Source organism: Streptomyces sp. NPDC031210 (genome assembly GCF_055570395.1).
In genome coordinates this window covers 1-24,572 of the sequence record NZ_JBVIHH010000014.1, presented here as the reverse complement: position 1 = coordinate 24,572, position 24,572 = coordinate 1, and the positions used below count along the sequence as shown (strand labels likewise).

The 24,572-nt window shown below is 72.2% G+C and carries 24 protein-coding genes; 14 read left to right on the top strand and 10 right to left on the bottom strand.

The window, feature by feature from the left end; genetic code table 11:
• Positions 1–49: 49 nt before the first annotated feature.
• Together ACZ45Z_RS24235 and ACZ45Z_RS24230 are read right to left on the bottom strand one after the other, a co-directional pair.
• The gene (locus tag ACZ45Z_RS24235) at positions 50–1,834 is read right to left on the bottom strand and encodes a glycoside hydrolase family 13 protein (protein ID WP_468366026.1); all 1,785 of its coding nucleotides are present in this window, start codon (positions 1,832–1,834) and stop codon (positions 50–52) included.
• Positions 1,835–2,040: 206 nt separating this feature from the next.
• Entirely contained in the window at positions 2,041–3,312 is a 1,272-nt protein-coding gene (locus ACZ45Z_RS24230; protein WP_468366024.1) for an ABC transporter substrate-binding protein, read from the bottom strand.
• A 172-nt stretch (positions 3,313–3,484) separates the two neighbouring features.
• On the opposite strand from ACZ45Z_RS24230, the gene ACZ45Z_RS24225 reads away from it, so the two are divergent.
• From ACZ45Z_RS24225 to ACZ45Z_RS24210, 4 genes are all read left to right on the top strand, one after another.
• Positions 3,485–3,991, top strand: a complete 507-nt coding sequence (locus ACZ45Z_RS24225) for a PadR family transcriptional regulator (protein ID WP_468366021.1) — start codon at positions 3,485–3,487, stop codon at positions 3,989–3,991.
• Positions 3,988–4,749 (top strand): ABC transporter ATP-binding protein, encoded by a 762-nt coding sequence (locus ACZ45Z_RS24220; RefSeq protein WP_468366018.1) that lies wholly within the window; start codon positions 3,988–3,990, stop codon positions 4,747–4,749. Before ACZ45Z_RS24225 ends, ACZ45Z_RS24220 begins: the two co-directional genes overlap by 4 nt.
• Before the next feature lie 5 nt (positions 4,750–4,754).
• On the top strand, positions 4,755–7,139 hold the full coding sequence (locus ACZ45Z_RS24215) for an ABC transporter permease (RefSeq protein ID WP_468366015.1): 2,385 nt from the start codon (positions 4,755–4,757) through the stop codon (positions 7,137–7,139).
• 175 nt (positions 7,140–7,314) lie between these two features.
• A complete protein-coding gene (locus tag ACZ45Z_RS24210) occupies positions 7,315–8,259 on the top strand; it encodes a trypsin-like serine peptidase (RefSeq protein WP_468366012.1) in 945 nt (314 codons plus the stop codon).
• A gap of 13 nt (positions 8,260–8,272) precedes the next feature.
• Here ACZ45Z_RS24210 and ACZ45Z_RS24205 read toward each other — a convergent pair whose 3' ends face one another.
• The gene (locus ACZ45Z_RS24205) at positions 8,273–9,349 is read right to left on the bottom strand and encodes a GlxA family transcriptional regulator (RefSeq protein WP_468366009.1); all 1,077 of its coding nucleotides are present in this window, start codon (positions 9,347–9,349) and stop codon (positions 8,273–8,275) included.
• A gap of 52 nt (positions 9,350–9,401) precedes the next feature.
• On the opposite strand from ACZ45Z_RS24205, the gene ACZ45Z_RS24200 reads away from it, so the two are divergent.
• Positions 9,402–9,797: a cupin domain-containing protein gene (locus ACZ45Z_RS24200; RefSeq protein ID WP_468366007.1), complete on the top strand. Its 396-nt coding sequence runs from the start codon at positions 9,402–9,404 to the stop codon at positions 9,795–9,797.
• A gap of 94 nt (positions 9,798–9,891) precedes the next feature.
• Here the strand turns inward: ACZ45Z_RS24200 and ACZ45Z_RS24195 are convergent, their stop codons facing one another.
• The 3 genes from ACZ45Z_RS24195 to ACZ45Z_RS24185 form a co-directional block, all read right to left on the bottom strand.
• Entirely contained in the window at positions 9,892–10,656 is a 765-nt protein-coding gene (locus ACZ45Z_RS24195) for a L,D-transpeptidase family protein (protein ID WP_468366005.1), read from the bottom strand.
• 183 nt (positions 10,657–10,839) lie between these two features.
• The gene (locus ACZ45Z_RS24190) at positions 10,840–11,277 is read right to left on the bottom strand and encodes a CBS domain-containing protein (RefSeq protein ID WP_468366002.1); all 438 of its coding nucleotides are present in this window, start codon (positions 11,275–11,277) and stop codon (positions 10,840–10,842) included.
• Between the two features lie 372 nt (positions 11,278–11,649).
• The gene (locus ACZ45Z_RS24185; protein ID WP_468366000.1) at positions 11,650–13,290 is read right to left on the bottom strand and encodes an FAD-dependent oxidoreductase; all 1,641 of its coding nucleotides are present in this window, start codon (positions 13,288–13,290) and stop codon (positions 11,650–11,652) included.
• Positions 13,291–13,554: 264 nt separating this feature from the next.
• Here ACZ45Z_RS24185 and ACZ45Z_RS24180 point away from each other — a divergent pair, with 264 nt between their 5' ends.
• From ACZ45Z_RS24180 to ACZ45Z_RS24145, 8 genes are all read left to right on the top strand, one after another.
• Positions 13,555–14,673 (top strand): SchA/CurD-like domain-containing protein, encoded by a 1,119-nt coding sequence (locus tag ACZ45Z_RS24180; RefSeq protein ID WP_468365997.1) that lies wholly within the window; start codon positions 13,555–13,557, stop codon positions 14,671–14,673.
• A 72-nt stretch (positions 14,674–14,745) separates the two neighbouring features.
• Positions 14,746–15,225, top strand: a complete 480-nt coding sequence (locus ACZ45Z_RS24175; RefSeq protein ID WP_468365994.1) for a cupin domain-containing protein — start codon at positions 14,746–14,748, stop codon at positions 15,223–15,225.
• A complete protein-coding gene (locus ACZ45Z_RS24170; RefSeq protein WP_468365991.1) occupies positions 15,222–16,487 on the top strand; it encodes a beta-ketoacyl-[acyl-carrier-protein] synthase family protein in 1,266 nt (421 codons plus the stop codon). The genes ACZ45Z_RS24175 and ACZ45Z_RS24170 overlap by 4 nt, the downstream gene beginning before the upstream one ends.
• A complete protein-coding gene (locus ACZ45Z_RS24165) occupies positions 16,487–17,737 on the top strand; it encodes a ketosynthase chain-length factor (protein WP_468365989.1) in 1,251 nt (416 codons plus the stop codon). The genes ACZ45Z_RS24170 and ACZ45Z_RS24165 overlap by 1 nt, the downstream gene beginning before the upstream one ends.
• 16 nt (positions 17,738–17,753) lie before the next feature.
• Positions 17,754–18,011: an acyl carrier protein gene (locus tag ACZ45Z_RS24160; RefSeq protein ID WP_468365987.1), complete on the top strand. Its 258-nt coding sequence runs from the start codon at positions 17,754–17,756 to the stop codon at positions 18,009–18,011.
• Between the two features lies 1 nt (position 18,012).
• On the top strand, positions 18,013–18,495 hold the full coding sequence (locus ACZ45Z_RS24155) for an SRPBCC family protein (RefSeq protein WP_468365984.1): 483 nt from the start codon (positions 18,013–18,015) through the stop codon (positions 18,493–18,495).
• Positions 18,496–18,645: 150 nt separating this feature from the next.
• Positions 18,646–18,978: a TcmI family type II polyketide cyclase gene (locus ACZ45Z_RS24150; RefSeq protein WP_468365981.1), complete on the top strand. Its 333-nt coding sequence runs from the start codon at positions 18,646–18,648 to the stop codon at positions 18,976–18,978.
• 985 nt (positions 18,979–19,963) lie between these two features.
• Complete coding sequence (locus ACZ45Z_RS24145; protein ID WP_468365979.1) at positions 19,964–20,221, top strand: hypothetical protein; 258 nt, start codon at positions 19,964–19,966, stop codon at positions 20,219–20,221.
• Between the two features lie 838 nt (positions 20,222–21,059).
• Here ACZ45Z_RS24145 and ACZ45Z_RS24140 read toward each other — a convergent pair.
• The 3 genes from ACZ45Z_RS24140 to ACZ45Z_RS24130 form a co-directional block, all read right to left on the bottom strand.
• Positions 21,060–21,287 (bottom strand): DUF5133 domain-containing protein, encoded by a 228-nt coding sequence (locus tag ACZ45Z_RS24140; protein ID WP_468365976.1) that lies wholly within the window; start codon positions 21,285–21,287, stop codon positions 21,060–21,062.
• Between the two features lie 147 nt (positions 21,288–21,434).
• Positions 21,435–21,692, bottom strand: coding sequence for a hypothetical protein (locus tag ACZ45Z_RS24135; RefSeq protein WP_468365973.1), 258 nt, complete (start codon positions 21,690–21,692; stop codon positions 21,435–21,437).
• A 290-nt stretch (positions 21,693–21,982) separates the two neighbouring features.
• Entirely contained in the window at positions 21,983–22,639 is a 657-nt protein-coding gene (locus ACZ45Z_RS24130; protein ID WP_468365971.1) for a TetR/AcrR family transcriptional regulator, read from the bottom strand.
• A gap of 153 nt (positions 22,640–22,792) precedes the next feature.
• Between ACZ45Z_RS24130 and ACZ45Z_RS24125 the strand changes: the two genes are divergently transcribed.
• Entirely contained in the window at positions 22,793–23,638 is an 846-nt protein-coding gene (locus tag ACZ45Z_RS24125) for a class I SAM-dependent methyltransferase (protein ID WP_468365968.1), read from the top strand.
• A gap of 33 nt (positions 23,639–23,671) precedes the next feature.
• On the opposite strand, the gene ACZ45Z_RS24120 is transcribed toward ACZ45Z_RS24125, so the two are convergent.
• Positions 23,672–24,073: a hypothetical protein gene (locus ACZ45Z_RS24120; RefSeq protein WP_468365966.1), complete on the bottom strand. Its 402-nt coding sequence runs from the start codon at positions 24,071–24,073 to the stop codon at positions 23,672–23,674.
• Positions 24,074–24,572: the final 499 nt, after the last annotated feature.

The following is a 24,572-nucleotide window of genomic DNA, read 5'->3' as shown; positions in this document are numbered from 1 at the left end:
GGGCTGTCGAGGGGTGGGACCGGGTGCGTGGGCGCCTGGGCCGTGGGGGTTATCGGGGGTCGGGGGTGGTCATCCACCAGGCGGCGGTGGAACCGGGGAGGGTTCCGGCGGGGCAGTCGCCGCTGGCGAGCAGGGGGGTGCCGGAGACGGGGGCGGGCACCGGGTCGGTGCCGAAGTTGACGGCGCAGACCAGGCCGTCGCCGCGGACGAAGGCGAGCACCTGCGGCGGGGACTCCAGCCAGCGCAGCGTGCCTTCGCCGAGCTGCGGCAGGCTCCGGCGCAGTTGGAGTCCTTCGCGGTAGAGGTGCCAGAACGACCGGGTGTCGGCCAGGGCGCGGTCCGTGGCGTGGTCGGCGAACCAGTCGGGCTGCGGCAGCCAGGGCCGTGCCGCGTCGGTACCGGCGGTGAAGCCGAACGGCGAGGCGTGTCCGGACCAGGGCAGCGGCACCCGGCAGCCGTCGCGGATGTGCTGCCGGCTGCCCGTGCGGTGGAAGATCGGGTCGGTGAGGACCTCGTCCGGCAGGTCGACGACCTCGGGCAGGCCCAGTTCCTCGCCCTGGTAGATGTAGGCCGCGCCGGGCAGGGACAGCATCAGCAGCGCGGCGGCGCGGGCGCGGGCCGGGCCCAGACCTCCCCCGGACTCCGTTCCCGGGGCGCCCCCGGCCGTGCCGCCGGGTTCGCTCGCGTAGCGGGTGACGGTCCGCACCTGGTCGTGGTTGTTCAGCACCCAGGTGACCGTCGAGCCGGTGCCCGCGATGTCGGTCAGCGCCTCGGAGATGACCGTGCGGAAGAGGTCGACGTCCCAGCGGGCGGTCAGCAGGTGGAAGAAGAACGCCTGGTGCAGTTCGTCGGGCCGGACGTAGGCGGCCTGCTCGCTCGGTGTGCGTACGGAGACCTCGCCGACGAGGAGCCGGTCGCGGCCGTCGCGGGCGGTGTACTCCTCGCACAGCGCGCGCCAGTCGCGCCAGACCTGGTGGACCTCGGGCTGGTTCCAGGCCAGCGGGTTGACCGAGTCGCGGGTGCGCTCGTCGGCCGACGGGTCGGGCGAGTCGGGGAGTTCGGGGTGCTTGAACAGGCCGGCGGCCACGTCGATGCGGAAGCCGTCGACGCCGCGGTCCAGCCAGAAGCGCAGCACCTTTTCGAAGTCGGCGGCCACCGCGGGGTTGCGCCAGTTCAGGTCGGGCTGCTCGGGGGTGAACATGTGCAGGTACCACTGACCGTCGGCGGCACCGGCCGCGGAGCCGGTCTCCTTGACGCGCGACCAGGCCGGGCCGCCGAACATGGCGCGCCAGTTGTTGGGCGGCAGTTCGCCGCTCTCGCCGCGCCCGTCGGCGAAGTGGAAGAGCGACCGGGACGGGCCGCCCGGTCCTTCCTCCAGGGCGGCGCGGAACCACGGGTGTTCGCTGGAGCAGTGGTTGGGGACGATGTCCAGCAGCACCTTCAGGCCCAGCCGGTGGGCGTCGGCCACCAGCCGGTCGAATTCGTCGAGGTCGCCGTATACGGGGTCCACGTCGCGGTAGTCCGCGACGTCGTAGCCGTGGTCGTGCTGCGGCGAGGGGTAGAAGGGGCTGAGCCAGATGCCGTCCACGCCCAGCTTCTTGAGGTACGGCAGTCCGGTGCGGACGCCGGCCAGGTCGCCGATGCCGTCGCCGGTGCTGTCGAGGAAGCTGCGGACATAGACCTGGTAGATCACCGCGTCGCGCCACCAGCGCTGTGCCGTGTCGTGGGACACGGTGTCGGCGGCCGGCGCGGGCGTGGCGGCGGCCTGTCCGGGGAGGGCGGGGGAAGGCGTGGAGGCGGACGTGGAGCCGTTCCCTGCCGTGGCTGTGAGCATCTGCCGTGATCCCGTTCTTAACTGAGCATGCCGTGCGGCCTGCGGAGCGCTGTTATGCATGCATGTTAAGTAGGAATGTCATTTGGGTGTCAACGAAATGGGCAAAGAACGCCGCGAGATGCCCGAGTTTGAGGTGAATATTCAGGTCCCGCTCTACCTAACAAGTAAGTAGATGGATCACCTGTGGACGGCCGGCGGTGCGCGCGTCAGCCGCGGCTGACGATGGCGCGCAGTTCACGGGTCAACCGCGCGACGGTCGCCTCGGTGCTCCGCCGGTGGGTGAGCGCGTCGTGCAGGACCGCCTGCACCGCCAGGCTCACCTGGTCGTAATGCGGGCTCTTCAGTCGCGGCCGGGCCGCGAGGACGCTCCGCTTCAGCGTCGGCAGGTAGGGGAAGCGGCGCACCAGTTGGGGATCGGCATACAGATCGGCCCATACCGGCGGCAGCGCCCCCTCGGTGAGCACGCGGCGCTGGACCGACTCCGTCGTCAGATAGGAGATCAGCTCGGCGGCCGACTTCTGGTGCCGCGAATGGGAGTTGACCGCGAGGTTGGAGCCGCCCAGGGCGCTGGAGCCGGGCCCGTCGGGGCCCGGCAGCGGCACCGCGCCGAACTTCCCCGCGACCTTGGAGGAGGGGGCGTTGGCCAGCGCGTAGGCGTACGGCCAGTTCCGCAGGAACAACAGCCGGCCGTCCTGGAAGGACCTGCGGGACTCCTCTTCCTTGTACGTCAGCGCCCGCTGGGGGATCCATCCCTCGCGGACCCCGTCGAGCAGGAAGGACAGGCCGCGGCGGGCGGCGGCGGAGTCCACCGTGACGCGGGTGCCCTCGCCGCCGAGCACGGTGCCGCCCGCCGACTGCACGGCCTCGACCACGTTGGCGGTCAGCCCCTCGTACGGCAGGAACTGGCCCGCGTAGCCGTCGAGCCGGTACTTGGGCGCCACCGTTTTGGCGAGCGTCTCCAACTCGGCCCAGGTGCGCGGTGGCCGGGCGCCCTCCCGGTCGAGTACGTCCTTGCGGTAATAAAGGAGCCCGGCGTTGGTCACGTACGGGACCGCGTAGAGCCGCCCCCGGAAGGTGGCGGTGTCCACCACGGGAGGCAGGAAGTGATCGAGCGGGAACCGGCCGCCGTCCACGGGCTTGATCCAGCCCGCGGCGGCGAACTCCGACGTCCACGCCACGTCGATGTTCAGCACGTCGAAGCGGTCGCTGTCGGAGCGCAGCTCGGTGACCATCTGGGCGCGCACCTCGTCGGCGGCGTCCGGCAGCTCGACCAGCGTCACCTTCTCGCGCGGATGCCGGTCGTTCCAGCCGTCGAGGACACCGCGCAGGTAGCCGGTGAGGTCACCGCCCGTCACCAGGGTGATCGGGCCCCGGCCGGCCGAGTCGCCGGCCGGCTCCCCGGACCGGACGCCCGCATGGCCGGCCAGCAGCAGCGAGCAGACCAGCAGAGCCCTTCCCGCGGCACGTTTCCACCGCATGGGCTCCTCCTCGTACCAGGCGTCGACGGGACACTGAACCGACAGCCGGCCCCATGTATACCTGTTAGATATGCGGGATACTAGACGCCGCAGGAAGATACGACGGCGATCCGGCTCACAGTCGGACGGGATCAGATAACCGACATGTAGGGCGGGGAGGGAGAGGGAGAGCGTGCGGCTGCCACTCCTGGCACTGTTGGTCAGCGGGCCCGCACATGGCTACGAACTCAAACAGGCCCTTGAGAACCTTCTGGGCGCGGCATACCCTCAGCCGAACGTCGGCCAGATCTACGTCACCCTCGGCAGGCTGGAGAAGGCGGGCCTGATCGCGGGCGAGGACGTCGAGCAGTCGGATCGCCCGAACAAGCGGATCTACCGGATCACCGAGGCGGGACGCGAGACGGTCGACGCGTGGTTCGAGGAAGCCACCGCCGAACCGCGGGTACGGGACGAGTTCTTCATGAAGCTCGCCCTCGCCCCCCACACCGGGACGGCGGACCAGATCGCCCTGATCAACAAACAGCGCCGCCACTACCTCAACACCATGCGTGACCTGTCGAAACTCGCCGCGGGCGAGGACCGGGAGAACCGGGTCGCGCAGTTGCTGATCGAGGGCGCGATGCTGCATCTCCAGGCGGATCTCGACTGGCTGGAGCGTTGTCAAGAGGAGTTGGAATGAACCGGGACGAGCCCTCCGGCCCGCTCGTGCGGGCAGCCGGCTTGGTCAAGACCCACCACCCGGAAGGCGCCGCCCCCGTCCACGCCGTGCGCGGCGTGGACCTGCGGATCGAGCGCGGTGAGTTCGTCGCCGTCACCGGACCCTCGGGCGCCGGCAAATCCACCTTGCTGCACCTGCTCGGCGGCCTCGACCGGCCCGACAGCGGGTCCCTGTGGTTCGACGGCCGCCAGGTCGACTCCCTCAGCGAGGCCCGCTGGGCGATGCTGCGCCGCCACCGCATCGGCATCGTCTTCCAGTTCTTCAACCTCGTCTCCAACCTCAGCGTCGCCGACAACGTCGAGCTGCCCGCGCTGCTGGCCGGCCGGTCCCCCCGGCAGGCCCGCGCCGACCGCGCCGAGCTGCTGGAGGAGCTGGGCCTCGCCGGCAAGGAGAACTTCCGGCCGGGCGAGCTGTCCGGCGGCGAGCAGCAGCGCGTCGCACTGGCCCGCGCCCTGGTCAACTCCCCCGGCCTGCTGCTCGCCGACGAACCCGCCGGCAGCCTGGACAGCAAGGGCACCCGGGAGGTGCTGCGGCTGCTGACCCGCTTCCATCAGCGCGGCCAGACGATCCTGCTGGTCACCCATGACGCCCGGATGGCCAGTGCCGCGGACCGGGTGATCAGCTTCTTCGACGGCCAGGTGGTCGACGACGCGCGGCTCGGCGGCGGCCCGGACCGCCCCGCCGCCGGTGTGGCCGACGTCCTGCGACTCAAGGACTGACCGGCGTGCGAGCAGCGGCGCGCTGGGCATCGGCGCACCTCAGGGCCCACCGCGCGGCGGCCGTACTCATCGTGCTGGCCACCGCCGGGATCACCATCTGCCTGCTGCTGGCCACGGCGCTGTTCGCCTACGCCACCGACCCCTGGCAGCGGGTCTTCACCCAGTCCTCCGGCGCCCACGTATGGATCCACACCCAGGCCGGCGCACCGGCGGGCTCGCTCGCCGGGCTGGAGGAGGTACGCGCCGCCGCCGGCCCCTTCCCCACCGTCCGCACCTCCGCGAGCCTCCAGCCCGGTGGGGCCAGGGCGACGCTGGAGCTGCGCGGCGCCCCGAACCGCCCCGCCGTCGCGACGCCCCAGCTCGCCGCCGGGCGCTGGCTCGACGCGCGCGCCGACGCCGGCGCCACCAAGGGCATCGTTCTGGACAGCGCGGTGGCCCGCGCGATGTGGGCCAAGCCGGGTGACTCCCTCGCCCTGAGCGGCTTCGCCGCGCCGTTGCGGGTGGTGGGCGTCGCGGACACCTCCGAGGCCACCTTCCACGCCGGCGAGAGTCCGGGCGTGGCCTGGGTGCTGCCCGCGACGCTCGCCGCCTCCGACGCGGGCCGGGCCGAGCGCGGCCGGACCATCGGCCTCCAGCTCACCGACCCGGCGGACACCGACTACGTGGTGCAGCGGGCGGTCACCCGGCTCGGCGCGGACCAGATCACCGACGTCTCCACCTGGCGGCAGGCCAAGGCCGAGGCCGAGGGGGAGAACCAGCTCCTGGGCCGGCTGCTCGGCCTGTTCGGGCTCGGCGCGCTGTTCGCCGCGGCGCTGGCGGTGGCCGGCGCGATCAGCGCCCGGGTCCGCGGGCATCTGCGGGACATCGCGATCCTCAAGGCCATCGGGTTCACGCCCGGCCAGGTGGTCCGCATGTTCCTCGCCCTCCATCTGGGTTTCGCGCTGATCGGCGTCGCCCTCGGGGCGCTGCTCACGCAGGCGCTCGGCACTCTGGTGCCCGGCCGTATCGGGGAGGCGCTGACCCTGTGGCACCGGCTCCCGGAACACACCTGGCTGCCCTTCGTGATCTCCGCCGGTGTGGTGGTCTTCATCGGCTCGGCGACCTGCCTGGCCGCATGGCGGGCCGGGCGGGTGCCCCCGGTGCCCGTCGCCCGGGCGGCGGCCGCCACCGGCCACCGGGCGTCCGGCACCACCCGGCGGGCGCTCGGCCTGCGCATACCGCCGGCCCTGGTCCTCGGCTGGCGCGGCGCCTTCCACCACCCGCTGCGCTCCTCGGCGGCCGTGGCGCGTCTGGCCGTCCCGCTGCTGCTCATCACCATCGCGCTGGGCGCCTGGAGCACCCTGGACCGCTTCACCTCCCATCCCGAGGACGTCGGCCTGCCCGCGGCCCTCACCGCGCGCTCCGACACCCTCGGCGACGAGGAAGTGCGCCGGCTCCTCGCCGCCCAGCCACGGATCACCACCTACCCCGGCACCGAGGTACAGGCGCTCGTGCCCGGCCAAACCGGGACGATCACGCTGCGCGGGCTGGGGACGGACGCCGAGCCCTACCCCTTCGCCATCGTGGAGGGGCGGACCGTCCGGGGCCCCGACGAGGCGATCGCCGGCCAGGGGCTGCTGGACCTGCTGGACGCGCGGGTCGGCGACTGGGTCCGGATGACCGTCGCCGGGCGCCCGCACGTCCTGCACATCGTCGGCCGCGGCATCGAGACGTCCGACGGCGGCCGGGTCATCTCCACCCCCCTGGACACCTTGCGGGACGGCGACGGTGTCGGGGACCGCACCGGCGCCGACGACACCGGCCGCGGCGACACCGATGACACAACGCTCGGCGCGCCCCACCCGCCGCCCCCCGGCTTCTACCACCTGGTCCTGGGGCACGGCACCGATCCCACCGCCGTGCGCGACGCCCTGGCCAAGGCGTCCGAGGGCCGGCTCGAAGTGCGGGCGATCCCCAACCCCGCCGACCAGTTGTCGGCGGTGCGCGCCGTCACCGTCGGCCTCATCGTCGTGCTGATCCTGATCGGGCTGGCGGAGCTTTCGACGACGGTGAGCGCCGGGGTGCGCGACCGCAGCCGTGACCTGCTCGCCCTGAGAGCCGTAGGACTGACGCCTCGTCAGATCACCGCCGTCATCGTCTCCGGAACCGCGTTCATCACCCTGGCCGCCGCGCTGTCGGGCACCGCGCTGGGCGTGCTCGCCTCCCAGTGGCTCATCAACCTCCAGGGCAGCACCAGCGGTTGGGGCACCGGCATCGCCCGGAGCCCCGCACCGGGCATCCTGCTGCTGGTCGTCACCGCCGCGGTCGTGGTCGCCGGGACCGTCTCGGCCCTGCCGGCCGCCCGCGCGGCACGACGCCGACTCGCGGACTCGGCCACGGACGTGCTCTGACGCACGTGCGCCGGGAGGCTCCGGAGCACGGCGGCGCGAGCGGGGTGGTGCGGGCGGCCGAGCGCCGGGAAGGCTCACGTCGAGCCAACTCCCCCGCACAGCGGCGCGGTTACCGGTCGCTGTGCCGGTGTGTCCCGTTCCGTCCGTACGCCGTGCCCCGGAGAGGACCCCGCCCGTGCGCAGACCGCCCGCCCTCCGCCGCCTGTTCCCCGTGCTGCTCACCGCCCTGCTTCTCGGACTGCCGCTCACCGCCCTGCCCGCGCCGCTCGCGCACGCCGCGTCGTCGGCCCCCGGCCCCCGGGGCGCGTCGGACGACGCGTACTGGACCGCGCGGCGGATGCGGGCCGCCGAACCGGCCGCCGTCACCACGCGCGCGTGGACGCCCCGCGCGACGGCGCCCCCCGCTCCGCCGAGCCACCCCTTCGACGGGCTCCCCCAGGTCGGGACCTTCTTCTGGACGGACGGCCGGCACACCGGCCGGTTCTGCGGCGGAACGGTCGTCCGCAGCCCGCACCGCGACCTTGTGGTCAGCGCCGCGCACTGTCTGCGCTCCCCCGCCCCCGGACGGCACCTGTCGTTCGTGCCCCAGTATCACGACGGACTCAAGCCGCACGGAGTCTTCCCCGTCGACCGGGTCTACCTCGACCAGCGCTACTACGACCTCGGGACGGACGGGGGCGCCCGCTGGGACTACGCGGTGGTGCGGCTCGGGGCGCGTGCGGACGGGGCGGAGGTGCAGGAGGTGACCGGCGGCTTCGACCTCCTGCCCTACCCGGGCTACACCCACCCCGACGTACGGCTCATCGGCTACCCGGGCAGCAACGACACCACCCACCCCAAACCCCTGGACTGCTCCTCCGCCACGCACCGGTACCGCAGCACCGACCCCGCCGCCCCCGGCGATTTCCTGGAGATCGCCTGCGCCGGCTATATCGGCGGCACCTCCGGCGGGCCTTTCCTCATACGCCACTTCGGCGGATACGCCCTGATCGGCGTCATCGGCGGCTACCACACCGGCGGCGACTTCCCCGACGTCTCCTACAGCTCCTACTTCACCCTCGACACGCTGACGCTCTATCTGCACGCCGTCCGCGGCGATCCGCCCGCCACTCCCCGGTAGAGGACCGCGCCCGTCACGACGCGCGCGGCGGAGTTCGCGACGAGGCCGCCCGCCGCTCCCCCCAAGCGCACGCCACGGCCCCGGCCGGGCCGGCCGCCGGTCCGAAGCGGCGTCGGTACGCCGACGGGGTGAGCCCGGTTTCACGGTGCATCAGCGCCCGTAGGTTCGCGGTGGTGCCCAGGCCGCTGTGGCGTGCGACGACATCGAAGGAGGTCTCCCCGCGCTCGATCAACCGGCAGGCCAGGGCCAGCCGTTCACCCGTGAGCCAGGCCAGCGGTGTCGTACCGAGCTGCGCCCGGAAGCGCCGGTGCAGCGTCGCCGCGCTGACCGCCGCCCGGGCCGCGAGGTCCGGCACCGTGAGCGGTGCGCCCAGTCGCTCCCGCGCCCAGGCCAGGACGGGCGCCAGGGACTCGTCCGCCACCTCGGGCACGGGCCGCTCCACGAACTGCCGCTGCCCACCGTCGCGGTGCGCCGCGAAGACCAGCCGCCGGCTCACCGCGTTGGCGACCTCCATGCCGTGATCGCGGCGCACCACGTACAGCCCGAGGTCGAGCGCGGCCGCGCTCCCCGCGGCGGTGAGGATGTCGCCGTCGTCCACGAACAGCACGTCCGGTTCGAGCCGGACGGCGGGGAAGCGGGCGCGGAAGGAGTCCGCCCACTGCCAGTGCGCGGTGGCCCGGCGCCCGTCGAGGACGCCGGCCTCGGCCAGGGTGAACGCGCCACTGCAGAAGCCGATCAGGCGGGTACCGCGCGCGTGGGCCCGCCGGACGGCGTCGAGCACGGCGGGGCGGCGGGGCACCTCGACATCGGGCCGGTTGGGGACGATCAAGGTGTCCGCCGCGTCGGCCGCCGCGAGATCGGCGACGCCCGTGAGCGTGAAGAATCCGTCCCGCATCAGGGTGCGGGGCTCGGGCGAGCAGAGCCTGAAGTCGTAGAGGTCACGGCCGATTTCGGGCCTGCTCAGGCCGAACACCTCGGTGGCGCAGCCCAGTTCGAAGGGGTTGGAGTTCGCGTCGACGATCACGACGACCCGGTGCGGGCCCGCCCTGCCCGTCGCGTGCGAGGAGGCATGCGAGGATTCTTGCGGCATACGCTATTTCTAGCACTCACGCCGGTACCGCGACGCGCCGGAGGATGAGCCCATGAGCAACGAACCGATCGCCCTGCACGAGGCGCTGGCCTCCTTCGAGACCCTGTGGAGCCCCCGCATCGTCACGCGCGTCAACGACTACGACGTACGCGTCACCAAGGTCCGGGGCGACCACCTCTGGCACGTCCACGACGACACCGACGAGTTCTTCCTCGTCCTCGACGGCGAACTGCGCATCTCCCTGCGCGAGGCCGCCGGGGAGCGCACGGTCACCCTCCCCCAGGGCGCGGTCTTCACCGTCCCGCGAGGCACCGAGCACCAACCGTCCTCGCCGGTCGGCGCCGCCATCCTCCTCTTCGAGCCCACCGGGACATCGACGGTCGGCGACCGGCACGACGACGTTCCCGACCACGTCGACGCGACGACGGGGCATGCGCTCGGCTCGTAAGGCGCCGCGTGCTCCGCATGTTCGGCGGGCTGCTGGGGAGACGCGAGGGGCGCCGGGCCAGGTCGGCCCGACGCCCCTCCCGTCCCTGGGGCTCTCAGGTACCGGGCTTGCGCCCGTACACCTGCACGTCGTCACCATTCCTGAGCAGGGACCAGTACTTCTTCGCGTCGCCCGTACGCATGTTGACGCAGCCGTGCGAACCGGGCGCCGACCAGACGCTGCCGCTGATGGAGTGGAACGCCTGCCCGCCGTCGAAGAACTGGCTGTACGGCATCGGCACGTTGTAGAGCGTCGAGACGTGGTGCAGATGCCGCCAATAGATCTTCTTCGCGCCGGTGCGGGTCTCGTAGCCGTCCCGGCCGCTGCGGATCGGCACCGGCCCGAACACCAGCCTCGATCCGTCCTGTATCCAGCTCAGTTGGCGGGTCAGATCGACGCACGCTATTCGCCCCTTGTTCGTGGGGCACTTGTGCGCGCTGTTCGGGTGGCGTCCGGCCGCCTGCTGCCGCGCGACGACCCGCATCACGCCCCAGGTGACGGGCCCGGCGTACCCGATGTTCGGGGTGATGCCGTGGCCGGTCTGGAAGGCGCGGATCGCACGGCAGTCACCGGCCGACTGGCGGCCGTCGACCACCCGTCCGAGGAACCTCTCGGCCTGCCTTTGGTACGGGCCGCGGGAGGCGGTGCACGCGGAGGCGGCGGCCGGCGCGTGGGCCCGCGGTAGGTCCGGGGCGTGGGCCCGCGCCGGCGTGCCCGCGGCCACCGTCAGCGGAACGGTCAGGGCGGCGAGGGCCAGCGCCGCGCCCGCCCGGCGAACGGCGGCCGACCGCCGCGGGAGGAGTCGCAATCGTCGTGTCATGCACGGTTAGACCCTCCGCACGGCCGGTCGGTTGTGGACACCGTGGGTTGTCCTTGCCGCCGCCTTACGGGTCCGCGTGGCCGGGGAGGGTTGAGCCGGCGGAAGGTGAGCCGGCCGGAACCGGTGCGGCCACGCGGCGGTGCGGGTGGACCAGCGGCTGGTCAGCCGGTGGTCAAGGGACGGTCAACCGGTGGTCGCGTACACGCGGCTGGCGAATTCCGCGATCTGGTCATCGCTGAGGTTCTTGGCGATGTTGGCCTCGGTGATCATGCCGACCAGGCGGTGCCCGCCCTGGACATCGATCACCGGCAGGCGCTTGATGTGGTTCCGCTCCATGGTCTCCAGGACCTCGGTGGCAGCGGCTTCCGCGTCGATCCAGTGCAGCTCTCCGCCGAGGGAACCGGCCTCCACCGTCGACGGGTCGATCCCTTCGGCGCAACACGAGATGACGATGTCGCGGTCGGTGATCAGGCCGGTGAGCTTGTTGTTGTCACCGCAGATGGGCAGGCACCCGACGCCCAGGTCGCGCATCATCCTCGACGCGTCGGCCAGGTTCTGGTGCGCGCCGACGCACTGCACGCCGCTGGTCATGATGTCCCGGGCTCGCAGGTTAGTGGCCATGGTTCCTCCCGCTCCGTGAGCGTTGCTTGCCTGTTCGTGAGCGTTGCTTGCCTCGCCTTCGATGACACCACGAATGGCCCAGCGCCGCTTCCCGGGGCCCGGCCGGTACGGCGAGGCGTCCGCCACGGCCCCGGCGGGGTGAAGACGGCCGTGACCGTAGCGTCCCCCGGCGTGCGGTTACCCGGCGGAAGGACGCTGACACACCCGTCCTCGCGAGGCGGCCCGGTCGGCGGTCGGGCGTTCGCCGGCCGTGGCCCCCCGGTCGGTCGGGAGGCCGCGGGGGCCGGGCATCTTCCCGCCGCTTGACGACGGTGTGCGCGGGACCGGCCACGGCCGGCACCGACAGGGCGCCGCGCGCCCGGGCCGCCCGTGTCAGCTCCGCCGGAGCAGCGACCCCAGGACCTCGTCGAGCGCCGCCCCGGCATCGGCCGGGACGCCTTCCGCCCGCCACGCCACGAACCCGTCGGGGCGGACCAGGACCGCGCCCTCGGGCGTCGCCCCGTGGATCTGGGCCCAGTCGGCGTCCGTCTCGGGGGTGAAGTCGTCGTCCGGGTCGGTGCCGACGCTGTAGACGTCCAGCCGCACCGGCCGGCGGGCCGCCGCGACGGTCTTCGCCGCGGTCCGCCAGGCCGTCGCGCCGGCGGATCCGGTGAGCAGGACGAAGGACCGTTCGTAGAGGTCCAGGGTCGACAGCCGGGCGCCGGCGCGGCGCAGCCACATGTGGGGGGCGCGGGTGCCCGGTTCGCCCGTCAGCCGCATACCGTCCGGTACCACGGGCTGTTCGGGGTCGGCTCCCACGACCGCGCCGCGGGGGTAGCGGTAGGCGAGGGCGACGGTGAGCACGCCGCTCTGTCTGCCGCCGGCCGCGCCGGGGGCGGCGGCGTATCCCGGGTGGCTGTGTTCCGCGGAGCGGGCCGAGGCGCGGGCGCTGGTCGCGCGCGCCACGGGCAGCCGCTCCTCCTCGTACGTGTCGAGCAGGTCGGGGCCCGCCGCGCCGCCGAGGACGGCGGCGAGTTTCCAGGCGAGGTTGTGGGCGTCCTGGATGCCGGTGTTGGAGCCGAACGCCCCGGTGGGGGACATCTCGTGCGCGGAGTCGCCGGCGAGGAAGACCCGGCCGGCCGCGTAGCGCTCCGCGACGCGTTCCGCGGCGTGCCAGGGTGCCTTTCCGGTGATCTCAACTCGCAGGTCCGGTACGCCCGTTGCCCGGCGGATCTGGTCCGCGCACCGCTCGTCGGTGAAGTCCTCCAGGGTTTCCCCCTGGTCGGGGTGCCAGGGCGCGTGGAAGACCCACTGCTCGTGGTTGTCCACCGGCAGCAGCGTTCCGTCCGCCCCGGGGTGGGTGAGGTAGCAGGCGATGAAGCGGCGGTCGCCCACCACTTCGGCGAGGCCCGGTGCGCGGAAGGTGACACTCACGTTGTGGAACAGGTCGCCGGGCCCGCCGCACCCGATGCCGAGCCGTTCCCGTACGGGGCTGCGGGGTCCGTCGGCGGCGATGAGGTAGTCCGCGCGTACGGTGGTGTGCTCTCCGGTCTCCCGGTCCTTGAGCTGCGCGGTCACGCCCCGCGCGTCCTGGTCGAAGGAGAGGAGTTCGGTGGCGAAGCGCAGTTCGCCACCGTGTTCGCGGGCACCGCGCACCAGGACCGGTTCGAGGTCGTTCTGGCTGCACAGGCACCATCCGGTCGGGCTGAAGCGGGCCAGTCCGCCACCGGGGTTCATGTCCTTGACCAGCCACTTCTGGTCGTCGTCGGTGAGCGAACCGGCCTGCAGGATGCCCTGGTTGTCCGCCAGGACGGAGGCGGCCCGCCGGATCCGCTCCTCCACGCCCGCGACGCGGAACAGCTCCATCGTGCGGACGTTGTTCCCGCGTCCGCGCGGGTGGCGTGAGGTGTCGGAGTGCTTCTCCACGAGCAGGTGCCGGACGCCCAGGCGCCCGAGGAACAGCGAGGCGGACAGGCCCACGAGGGACCCGCCCACGATGAGTACCGGGTAGGTGTCGTCGGCCTTGGGGTTCATGGTCTGCTCCAGGTCCACGGGCGCGTACGGCGATGGCTTCGGGCGAATGGGGTTGTACGTACCCGGCCGCCGAGGGCACGGCCCGGGTTTCACCCGCATGGCTCACAGATATCGCGCCGCCGGTGGGCCCGGACCACGATCGGATCCGGGACGGCCGACCTCACCGGGGCGGGTCGTCCGCTCGCTCCCGGCCGGAGCCCCGGGGCCACCGGACCTGTCGGCCCACCACAGGAGCCGCACCAGTTCGAAGGAGATGCGTAGACCATGACCACGCTTTCCGAGCGAATATCGCAGTCCGCCTTCGACGGCTCCAGAATCAGGGTCGTTCTCCTGCTGGATCTCCACGAAGGCGCGCAGCAGCGCTTCTTGGAGGCGTACGAGCAGCTTCGCAACCAGGTGGCGTCCGTGCCCGGGCACATCACCGACCAGTTGTGCCAGTCCATCGAGAACCCCTCGCAGTGGCTCATCACCAGCGAATGGGAGAGCGCGCCGCCGTTCCTGGCGTGGGTGAACAGCGAGGAACACGTCCGGATGGTCCAGCCGTTGCACGGCTGCGTCCGCGACACCCGATCCCTGCGCTTCAGCGTGCTGCGGGAGACGTCGAACGTCGTCTCGGGGACCCTGGAGCCCTCCAAGGGCCACCTCCAGGCCGCCCCGCGGATCGGGGACGGTGTGGTCCGCCACGCCCTGACCTTCACCGTGAAGCCGGGCAGCGAGTCGATGGTCGCGGACATCCTGGCCGGCTACACCTCTCCCAAGGCGCGGGTCGACGACGGGACCCGGCTGCGCCGCACCTCGCTCTACATGCACGGAAACCGCGTCGTGCGGGCCATCGAGGTGCAGGGCGACCTCGTCGCGGCGCTGCGCCACGTCTCGCGGCAGCCCGAGGTCAGAGCGGTCGAGGAAGCCATCAACCCGTATCTGGAGCAGGACCGGGATCTCAGCGACCCCGAGTCCGCCCGGATGTTCTTCACCCGGGCCGCACTGCCCGCCGTGCACCACGTGGGGGCCGCCGGGCCGGTGCCGGGGGACGTACGGCGCCACGCGCTGAGCTACCCGGCCAAGCCGGGGTGCGGCATGCTGCTGGCCCGCATGCTGGCCCGTCAGGACGAGCGTGCCGCGCAGGACCCGGCGAGCCCGGTATGGGGCAGCACCGTCTTCCAGCGCGACGACATCGTCGTCCGGCTGATCGACCTCCAGGTGCCTCTGGAGAGCGAGCCCGTCAGGGCGCTCGGTGTGCAGGGGCCACGTATGGCGGCCGTGCTGAGGCGGCTGCTCGACACCGATGTGGCAGGCGGCCTGTCCACCGGCCGTGAGCTCTCGCGCTTCCTCGCGCGCTGCGACATGGACCTGATCACCGACCGCAGGGCGACGGACTCCTGAGCACGCGCTCGCGCGTCAGCCGTCGTCAACTCACCCCCGCGCCGGCCCCACCCACTCTGGAGGAACCCCGCCATGACCAGCTACCACCCACGCATCGTGGACCTCAGCGAGACCCAGCCCAACCGCCGGCGCGGAGGTGACCTGCGCGCCATGCTGACACCCGGCGCGGTGGGCGCGACGAGCGGCTTCATGGGCATGGCCCTCGTGCAGCCCGGTGAGCGCATCGGCGAGCACTACCACCCGTACTCCGAGGAGTTCGTGTACGTCGTGAGCGGCACGGTGGAGGTGGACCTGGACGGCGCGCCGCACCCGATGCGGCCCGACCAGGGGCTGCTGATCCCCCCTTACGTGCGCCACCGCTTCCGCAACGTGGGTGACGAGGAAGTCCGCATGGTCTTCCACCTCGGCCCGCTGGCTCCGCGCCCGGAGCTCGGTCACGTGGACACCGAGGGCACCGACACGGCGGAGGCCCGCCCGGCGGGCACGAAGGGCGCGGGCACGCACCGCGCGGCGCAGGCCGGCCCGCCCGAACGCACAGAGCCGGTGTCATGACCCGGCGCGTCGCGGTCACCGGTATGGGCGTCGTCGCCCCGGGTGGCGTGGGGGTGCCCGCCTTCTGGGACCTGCTCGCCGCCGGCCGGACGGCGACCCGGGGCATCACGCTCTTCGACGCCGAAGGGTTCCGCTCCCGTATAGCCGCCGAGTGCGACTTCGATCCCGCGGCACACGGCCTGAGCCAGGAGCAGGTGGAGCGCTGCGACCGCTACGTGCAGTTCGCGAGGGTCGCCACCGCCGAGGCGATGCGCGACGCCGGGCTGGACACCGGGACGGTCGACCCGTGGCGCGTCGGCGTCTCGCTGGGCACCGCGGTCGGCGGCACCACCCGCCTGGAGCACGACTACGTCGCCGTCAGCGCCTCCGGGCAGCGGTGGGACGTGGACCCCCGGCCGGCGGGCCGGCATCTGCACCGGGCGTTCTCGCCCAGTTCCCTCGCCTCCGAGGTGGCGGAACAGGTCGGCGCGCACGGGCCGGTGCAGACCGTGTCGACGGGTTGCACCTCGGGCCTGGACGCGATCGGCTACGCCTTCCACTCCATAGAGGAGGGCCGGGTCGACGTGTGCGTCGCCGGCGCCTCGGACTCGCCGATCTCGCCCATCACCGTGGCCTGCTTCGACGCGATCAAGGCGACCTCGGCGAACAACGACGACCCGGCCCACGCGTCCCGGCCGTTCGACGCCCACCGCGACGGTTTCGTGATGGGCGAGGGCGCCGGCGTCGTCGTCCTGGAAGAGCTGGAGCACGCCCGTGCCCGCGGGGCGACCGTCCACTGCGAGATCCGCGGGTACGCCACCTTCGGCAACGCGTACCACATGACCGGCCTCACCCAGGAGGGCCTGGAGATGGCCGAGGCGATCAACCGGGCGCTCGACCACGCCAGGATGGACGCCTCGCGGATCGACTACGTCAACGCGCACGGCTCGGGCACCCAGCAGAACGACCGCCACGAGACGGCCGCCGTCAAGCGGTCGTTGGGCGCGCACGCCTACGACGTGCCGATGAGTTCCATCAAATCCATGGTGGGCCACTCGCTGGGCGCGATCGGCGCGATCGAGATCGTGGCGTGTGTGCTGGCGCTGACCCGTCAGGTCGTGCCGCCCACGGCCAACTACGAGACTCCGGACCCGGAGTGCGACCTGGACTACGTGCCGCGCACGGCCCGCGCGGTGCCGCTGCGGTCCGTGCTGTCGATCGGCAGCGGTTTCGGCGGGTTCCAGTCAGCGGTGGTCCTGAGCCGACCGGAGGGGAGGGCTTGATGAGCTCGCCGCGCAGGAGCCGTAGCGTCGTCACGGGCATCGGTGTGATCGCGCCCAACGGCGTCGGCACCGAAGCCTTCTGGAAAGCGACCAAGGAGGGCATCAGCGTCCTGGACCTGGTCACCCGCGACGGCTGCCAGAACATGCCGCTACGGGTCGCCGGCGAGGTCCGCGACTTCGACCCGGCGGCGCTGATCGAAGAGCGCTACCTGGTGCAGACCGACCGGTTCACGCACTTCGCCATGGCGGCGGCCAACCTCGCGCTGGACGACGCCGGGCTCGGGCGCGCCGACTACAACGGCTCACCGTTCGCGGTGGGCGTCGTGACCGCCGCCGGATCCGGTGGCGGCGAGTTCGGGCAGCGCGAACTGCAGCACCTGTGGGGCCAGGGCTCCCGCCATGTCGGCCCCTACCAGTCCATCGCCTGGTTCTACGCGGCCAGCACCGGACAGATCTCCATCCGTGGCGGCTTCAAGGGGCCGTGCGGGGTCGTGGCCAGCGACGAGGCGGGCGGCCTGGACGCCCTCGCCCACGCCTGCCACACGATCCGGCGCGGCACCGACGCCGTCGTGGTGGGCGCGGCCGAGGCACCGCTGGCGCCGTACTCGGTGGTCTGCCAGCTCGGCTACGACGCGCTCAGCACCCTCGACGACCCGGCCCGCGCCTACCGCCCCTTCACCGCGGCCGCCTGCGGGTTCGTCCCCGCCGAGGGCGGGGCGATGCTGGTGGTGGAGGAGGAGCGGACGGCCAGGGAGCGCGGCGTGCGGGGGCGCGCGGTCATAGCCGGTCACGCCGCGACGTTCACCGGGGCCTCCCGGTGGGAGGAGTCCCGCGAGGGTCTCGCCCACGCGATCCGCGGCGCGCTGCGGGACGCGCGCTGCGCACCCGAGGAGATCGACGTGGTGTTCGCGGACGCGCTCGGTGTGCCCGCGGCCGACCGCGCCGAGGCCCTGGCGCTCGCCGACACCCTGGGCCGGCGTGCCTCGCGCGTTCCCGTGACCGCGCCCAAGACCGGCACCGGCCGGGCGTACTGCGGCGCTCCCGTGCTGGACACGGCGGCCGCGCTGCTCGCCATGGAGCACGGCCTCGTGCCGCCCACACCCAACGTCGTCGACGTGTGCCACGACCTCGATCTGGTGACCGGCTGGGCCCGCCCCGCGGAGCTGCGGACGGCACTGGTACTGAGCCGGGGACTCATGGGCTCGAACGCGGCGCTCGTGCTGCGCGAGAGCACCGCGAGCCCTCTGTGAGAAGGAGGAGGAACTCATGAACGCCGAACTGACCCTGGAAGAACTGGCCGCGCTGATGAAGTCGGCCGCCGGCGTCACCGTCGACCCTCAGGACATGGCGGACCGGCCCGACGCGACGTTCGCCGACTTCGGCCTCGACTCCCTCGGCCTCCTGGGCATCGTGGGCGAGTTGGAGAACGGTCGCGGCCTGGTGATGCCCAAGGACGCCGAGCGCTGCAAGACCCCGCGTGACTTCCTCGAACTCGCCAACTCTTCCCTCACGACAGGAGCCTGACATGGCCGGCCACACGGAGAACGAGATCACCATCGCGGCGCCCCTCGACCTGGTCTGGGACATGACCAACGACCTGGAGAACTGGCCGCGGCTGTTCAGCGAGTACGCGGCCGTCGAGGTCCTCTCCCGCGAGGGCGACACCACGACGTTCCGGCTGACGATGCACCCCGACGAGAACGGCACGGCCTGGAGCTGGGTCTCCGAACGCGTCACCGACCGCGACGGGCTCACCGTCCGCGCCCGCCGCGTCGAGACCGGAGCGTTCCAGCACATGGACATCCACTGGGCGTACGCCGAGACGCCGAGCGGGACGAGGATGCGCTGGACGCAGGACTTCGCGATGAAGCCCGAGGCCCCGATCGACGACGAGGCCATGACCGAACGCATCAACCGCAACTCCCGCGTCCAGATGGAACTCATCCGGGACAAGATCGAACAGCGTGCCCGCGACCTCCGGGCCACCGCGCCGACCCCCGTCAACTGACGCCGCCCCTGCCCGAGTCCGGCCCGCCGCGCCCCGCGGCGGGCACCGGCAGCCCAGCTCCGCCGGCACGTCGTCGGCTCACGGTCGGCACGTCATCGGCATGTGGTCAGCACGTCGTCGGCACGTCGTCGGCACCGAAGGGATCCGCTGATGCACCACGCTCTCATCGTCGCCCGCATGAAACCGCAATCCGCCGCGGAGATCGCCGATCTCTTCGCGGCCTCCGACCGCACGGACCTGCCGCACCTGGTGGGCATCACCAAGCGGAGCCTCTTCCAATTCGGTGACGTCTACCTGCACTTCATCGAAGCCGACCGGCCTCCCGGCCCCGCGATCGCGAAGCTGACCGGGCACCCGGCCTTCCGCGACATCAGCGACAAGCTGTCCACCTACGTCACTCCCTACGATCCCGAAACCTGGCGCGGCCCGAAGGACGCGATGGCCCAGGAGTTCTACCGCTGGGACCGGGACGGGGACGGGTGAGACCGGGCGCACCGCCAGGGGGCGCGTGAGGCGGAAAGCCTGAGGACGGAGCGTGGGGAGGCCGCCGGCCCGGTGGAGGAGCGAACCTCCACCGGTGGCCGGCGGCCTCTTCGCCGCGCCCACCCGCGGCGGTACCGGGCGACCTGACGACCGGGCACCGGGTCAACCCGAGCACCCGACTCGCGTCTCTCCAGAAGAGCTGAAGCCTCCCCGGGAGTCGAAGCCAGGCCCTCCTCCCATCCGGCGAAAAGGCGCGCGATTCCCGAAAGCGAGGGGCCATTCCCACCGAGCGGGAAAACTCCTTCCAGACCGAAGAGTTCAGCCGGCTGGGCGTCGACGCAAGGCACCGGCGTTTACGTAATCACCACGCGTGAGGCTTTTCGTCGCGGCGCGGCACGGGCGGGTAACTCGCTTATGAAGAGAGGCTCCGACGCCACCCGCAAATCATGCACGACATCGGCAGACGGGACTTCGGCCTCGGCCCGGGCACGTCCTCCGACCCAGGTCAGCCCAACTCCAAGTGCCACGCGGGGGTCGGCGATCACGCTCAATTCCCTGGCCCACTTCATGCCGCTCGGCGAGAAACTCTCCTGTGCTGCGAGACGCCCTACGCGATCGAGAAGCAACCGCCCACGGTTCGGTCAACCCGAGCTTCACCGCGTACGAATGCGGACAATCGGGACGGCATTTCGCGGGCCGCTTCACCCGAAGAGGACAGGAAATTCAGGTGCGTCCCGCGGCACGACCCGCCCTCCGAAGATTGGGTGGACGGACCCGGGCAGCCCCCTCCCGTCCCCCGACCTGCTCCACCTTTGGCCGACAGCCGATCAGCGCATGCCACGAGGCGAAGAACGGCTCGACGGCGCAGCGTGGGACTCAGACACCAGCTCACTGCTTGGCAGCCCTCCTCAGGGAAGGGGGCGAAGAGGTGATCGACGGTCGCAGTCCCGGCCACTGGGGCGCGGGAGAAGGGAAAGGTTGCGTGATGAAGAGGTTGAAGAAGGCGGTCGTGCTCACTGCTTGTGCGGGCGCGCTGATGGGAAGCGTGGGGTTCGTTTCGGCCGGAACCGCGCACGCCGACATGGGCCGTTGCACGGACGCGCGCCCGGCGAGGACCAACGGGAACCTGCCCAACGATGTCCCGCAGCAGCTCAACGCGAACGTGGGTGCGCTCCTGGATCTGCTGAAGTGCACGGTCTCGGGGACCAACAAGGGCCTCAACGGCGCCCAGAACAAGCGTTGACTCGACACCGCACTCACGTGGGACGCCGGCAGGCGGGTGTCTCATGTGGTGGCGTCCCGAGCACACGTCGGCCCCGACGCCGCCGCCCCCACGCGGCGGCGCCGGGGCCGCGCGGCTGAGCGCGTAAGTGCCCCGGACGGCCACTCTGCCGTTCGCTCGCAGACACGCTCCCGCGCTCGCGCGGACCGTCACCGCGTTCACCCGCCGTACCTCGTCCGCGTGACTCCCCGGCGCGTCGGTTGGACGGCCCGCCTACCTCCGGCACGGTAGCGTCGTGCGCCTACCTCGTCTCCTCGCTACTACGGCGATCATGTTGCTGTCCACGACCGGCTGTGTGGCCGTATCCCACTCTCCCTCCGTCCCGGAACCGGCTCCACGCCCCGGCGGCCGTGTGGTCGCGCCCGACCGGCCCTCGCCGCAGCTCATGCCGGCGCCGGAGCCCGCCCGGGAACAACTCATCGTGGTACAGGAGTCCCACCGCCCCGGAAAGCCGAAACGGCGCGTGAAGACCACCGCCCGGGGCGACGACCGGCAGGAGCAGGCCCGGCCGGCACCCCGCCGAGGACCGCGCATCCGCCAGGCACCGCAACGACGCGGCCACCCGCACCCGGCCCAGCACCCAAGGAAGAGGCACGCGTCGGGTCACACGTCGACCGGTCGTCAGCCGTCCGGTCGGAAACCGTCCGGTCCAGATCTGGGGCGGCGGTCGACCATCGATCCGGCCGTGATGTGCCGCATGGCCTCCGGCAAGGTCCGCTCGGACCTGTTGCGTCTGTGCCGGGGGATGTACGGGCGCTGACCGCCGACCGTCAGGTGGCAGGGGGAAGGGGCCCGTCCGTCACCGGGCGAGGAGGCTGTCGTCCTTCACCCGCGCTCCGGGCAGGCCGTGGCGAGCCGCGATCAACGCGGCGTCGACGTCTGCGGTGCCGGTGGAGATGCAGAGGGTGTAGGCGACGTCGTCCATCCGCTGCCGGACTTCTTCGCTCCCCTGCTCGGCGTGCAGGATCTCCAGTGCCTCGTACTGTTCGACGAGCTCGCGCAGAACTGCGGGGTGGGCCATCAGCACGTTGAACTCCTTCCGCCTCATAGCTCACTTCGGTGGTTCACAGTCCCGGCTACCCGGTACGAGTCCAGACATTCGGCCGGCGCGCGGCTCCCCGCCGAGTGCCGTCGCCCGTCGCGCCGGACCGGGACCGCGACCGCGACCGCGAGGCTATCCCCGCTGCTCCCGCTCCTGCCGCACCAGGGCGTTGGCCACCTTCGCCGGGTCCTGGAGATCGCCGAGCGCCACTCCGTCCACGTCGGGGTTCAGGACGTCGTAAGACTCCAGCCTGTTGCGTTTCTCGCCCTCCATCACCTCAAGATGACGTCCGGCGCAGGCCAGTTGCGTCTCCCTTGGCCGGGTTTGCAGCCATTCCCGGTTTTCGGGGGTGAGAAGCTCCAGAAAATCATCGAGCCCGTCATCGGCCACGCTGCTTCCTCTCCTTTCCGCGCGGAAAATTCCTCCGCTGGCTCCCCTCCCGACGCTGACTCCCCTACGAGGGGAAACGGAAAACCCGGGTGGGAGAGCTACCACCCGTACAGTCCGCCGAACGAGGGAAGAGCGCCGGGCGCCTGCTGCCGGCGCGGAGAGATCACCGGAAGCCGCCGAGCCCGTCGTCGTCGACACCGGGCTCGGGCTGCCGACCGGTGAGAGACGCACTGGTCTCGGCGGCCGGTGCGGCACCTTTCGTGGGGCCCGATCAGGCGGCGCTGGAGCAGCTACTCGCCGGGGTCGAGCCGGCCGGCGGGCCTTGAGCCAGAGCTGGAGCGCTGGGCGGTACTCGCGCCCCCCGCGTCTCCCGTGAGCGTGGTTACCAGCCGTTCCACCTGCTCGACGGGGTCCGGTGCGCCGGGCCAGCCGGTCATCAGGAGGTGGTGGACGGCGCCGACCACGGCGAGGGCGGTGGCGGTGGTGTCCGTGTCCGCCGCGAACCGGCCGAGGCGTTGTTCGGCGGCCAGGTAACGGGCGATCGACTCCTGGATCGCCGAGAAGCCCGGGGCTCCGGCCTCCAGGGCCTGGCGAATCCGGAGCGAGGCGGCGGGGCGCGTCATGGCCAGTGCGGCGATCGTCGGGCCGCCGGACCGGAAGAGGGCGAGCGCCACGCCGCTGAGGTTGGCCGCCACGGTGTCCTGGCCCGCCCGGCCGGGAAGCTCCTCGGCCTGCCGCGCGGTGCGGGCGAACCTGTCCAGGCACAGGTCGGCCACGAACTCGTCCAGGCCGGCGAAGTGGGCGTGCAGCAAGCCCTTGGCGCAGCCCGCCTCACTGGTGATCGCCCTGCTGGTCAGGGCGCCGGGGCCCTCCCTGGCCAGCACCCGCTCCGCGGCGGTGAACAGCCGCTCCCGGACGTCGGGCATCGCCACTCCGCGCGGTGACATGGGGTCCCTCCTGAGGTGAGTCCGGTATCCGGCATCCGCATCCTGGCAGGTTCCGGCGGTTGCCAGTATGGGCGTGTGCCCATACCTTGATGGGCACACGCCCATCATTATTTCGTCGGCGCCTCGACGCGCCGCCCCGCAGGAGGAAATCCCATGAGCGATGTCGCCAACGCCGAGCAGGCGCAGGCATGGAACGGTGACGAGGGAGCGTATTGGGCCCGCCATCAGGACCGTTGGGACGCCGTGAACGCGGGCTTCAACCAACCGCTGCTCGCCGCCGCCGCGATCGGCGCGAGCGACCGGGTGCTCGACATCGGATGCGGGGCCGGGCAGACGACACGGCTCGCCGCCCGGCGAGCGCCCCAAGGGCGCGCTCTCGGTGTCGACTTGTCGGCTCCCATGCTCGAACGCGCCCGTGCGACCGCGGCGGACGAGGCCCTCGGCAACGTGACGTTCGACCGCGCCGACGCCCAGGTCCACCCCTTCGAACCGGGCGGATTCGACGCGGCCCTCAGCCGTTACGGGGTGATGTTCTTCGCCGACCCGGTCGCCGCGTTCGCCAACATCGGCCGTGCGCTGCGGGCCGGTGGCCGGCTGGCGTTCATCTGCGCGGCGGATGGCGCGCTCAACGGGTGGGTGGAGGCGATGCTGGCGATGCGGGACCATCTGCCCGTCGGAGACTTCGGAAAGCCGGGACTTCCGGGGATGTTCTCCCTGGCGGATCCGGACCGCATCCGGGCGGTGCTGTCCGAGGCCGGGTTCGTAAGCATCGCGCCGCGCCAGGTGGAGGCGTACGGGGACTGGGGGCGAAGCGCCGACGAGGCGGCGGCGTTCCTCCTGAACACCGGTCCCGGGCGGCACCTGACCGGCCAGGTGAGCCAGGAGACGCGGCAGCGCGCCCGCGAGGCGCTCACGGAGCACCTGCGCCGACACGAGGACGACGGCGCGGTCCGGCTGCGCAGCACGGCATGGCTGGTGACCGCCGACCGCCCCGACTGAGTGCGGGCGCTCGCCGCGACGACACGTGCCCGGTCAGGGGTGGTCGGCAGCCGGGCGGCGGGCGCGGGTGAGCCAATAGGCTCCGCCGGCCGCTACCGCCGCGCCGCTGCCGGCCAGTGACCATGGGCCCGCCCACTCGCCGGTGCGCACGGTGGCGCCGAGGTCGCTGCTCGTGCCCGCCTGGGTCCGTCCCATCATGAGGGCGTTCACCCGCTCAGGGTCGGCGTCGTCGGGCAGATCGATGTGCAGGCCGGCCGCCAGCGCCTTGACGTCCGCCTCCAGCTTCAGGTGATCACGCACGAGGGTGGCGTCGGCCGTCTTCGCCTCGTCCTGTGCCGCCGCCACCGCGTAGGCGGAGCTCGCGGTGGTCGCGGAGATGCCGGTCAGTGCGGCCAGCGTCGCGGTAGCCGCCGCCATGCGTCGTAGAGGGATCATCGACGCCGCTCTCCTTTCCGCACCGGCCGGGGTGGTACGGATCGTCTCCGACCGGCTGTGCCGCGGGCGCACGATTCGCTGCCCGCTCGCCATGCCTGCCCTTGCCGACCCCGACCGTCACCGGGTACGCGGGTACATCACCCGCACGGCCGGTGTGTCTTCCTGGACATGAGGCGCGACTTCGTGCCGCCGTCAGGACGCGTGACAGGCACTCGGCTTCCGAACGTCCCGACGTCCCGACGTCCCGACGTGCAGCCGCACCGCCGTACCGGTGGAGGCGGCTGGGCCGTTGCGGCAGCCGCGCCCACCGGAGCGTTACGGGATTGCGCCGTCCGGGTACTCCTGTCCGGTCCACCACAGCGGGACGTCGCCCGCGACAACACCGCCACCGGCGGGTCACCGCCGCCACAGGAGTCTCAATGACGAAGTCAAGCCGCTTGCGTGACCGGCGGGGCGGAGGTGAAGACTCGCGCGTCACGCAGCAGGCCCCACAACACAC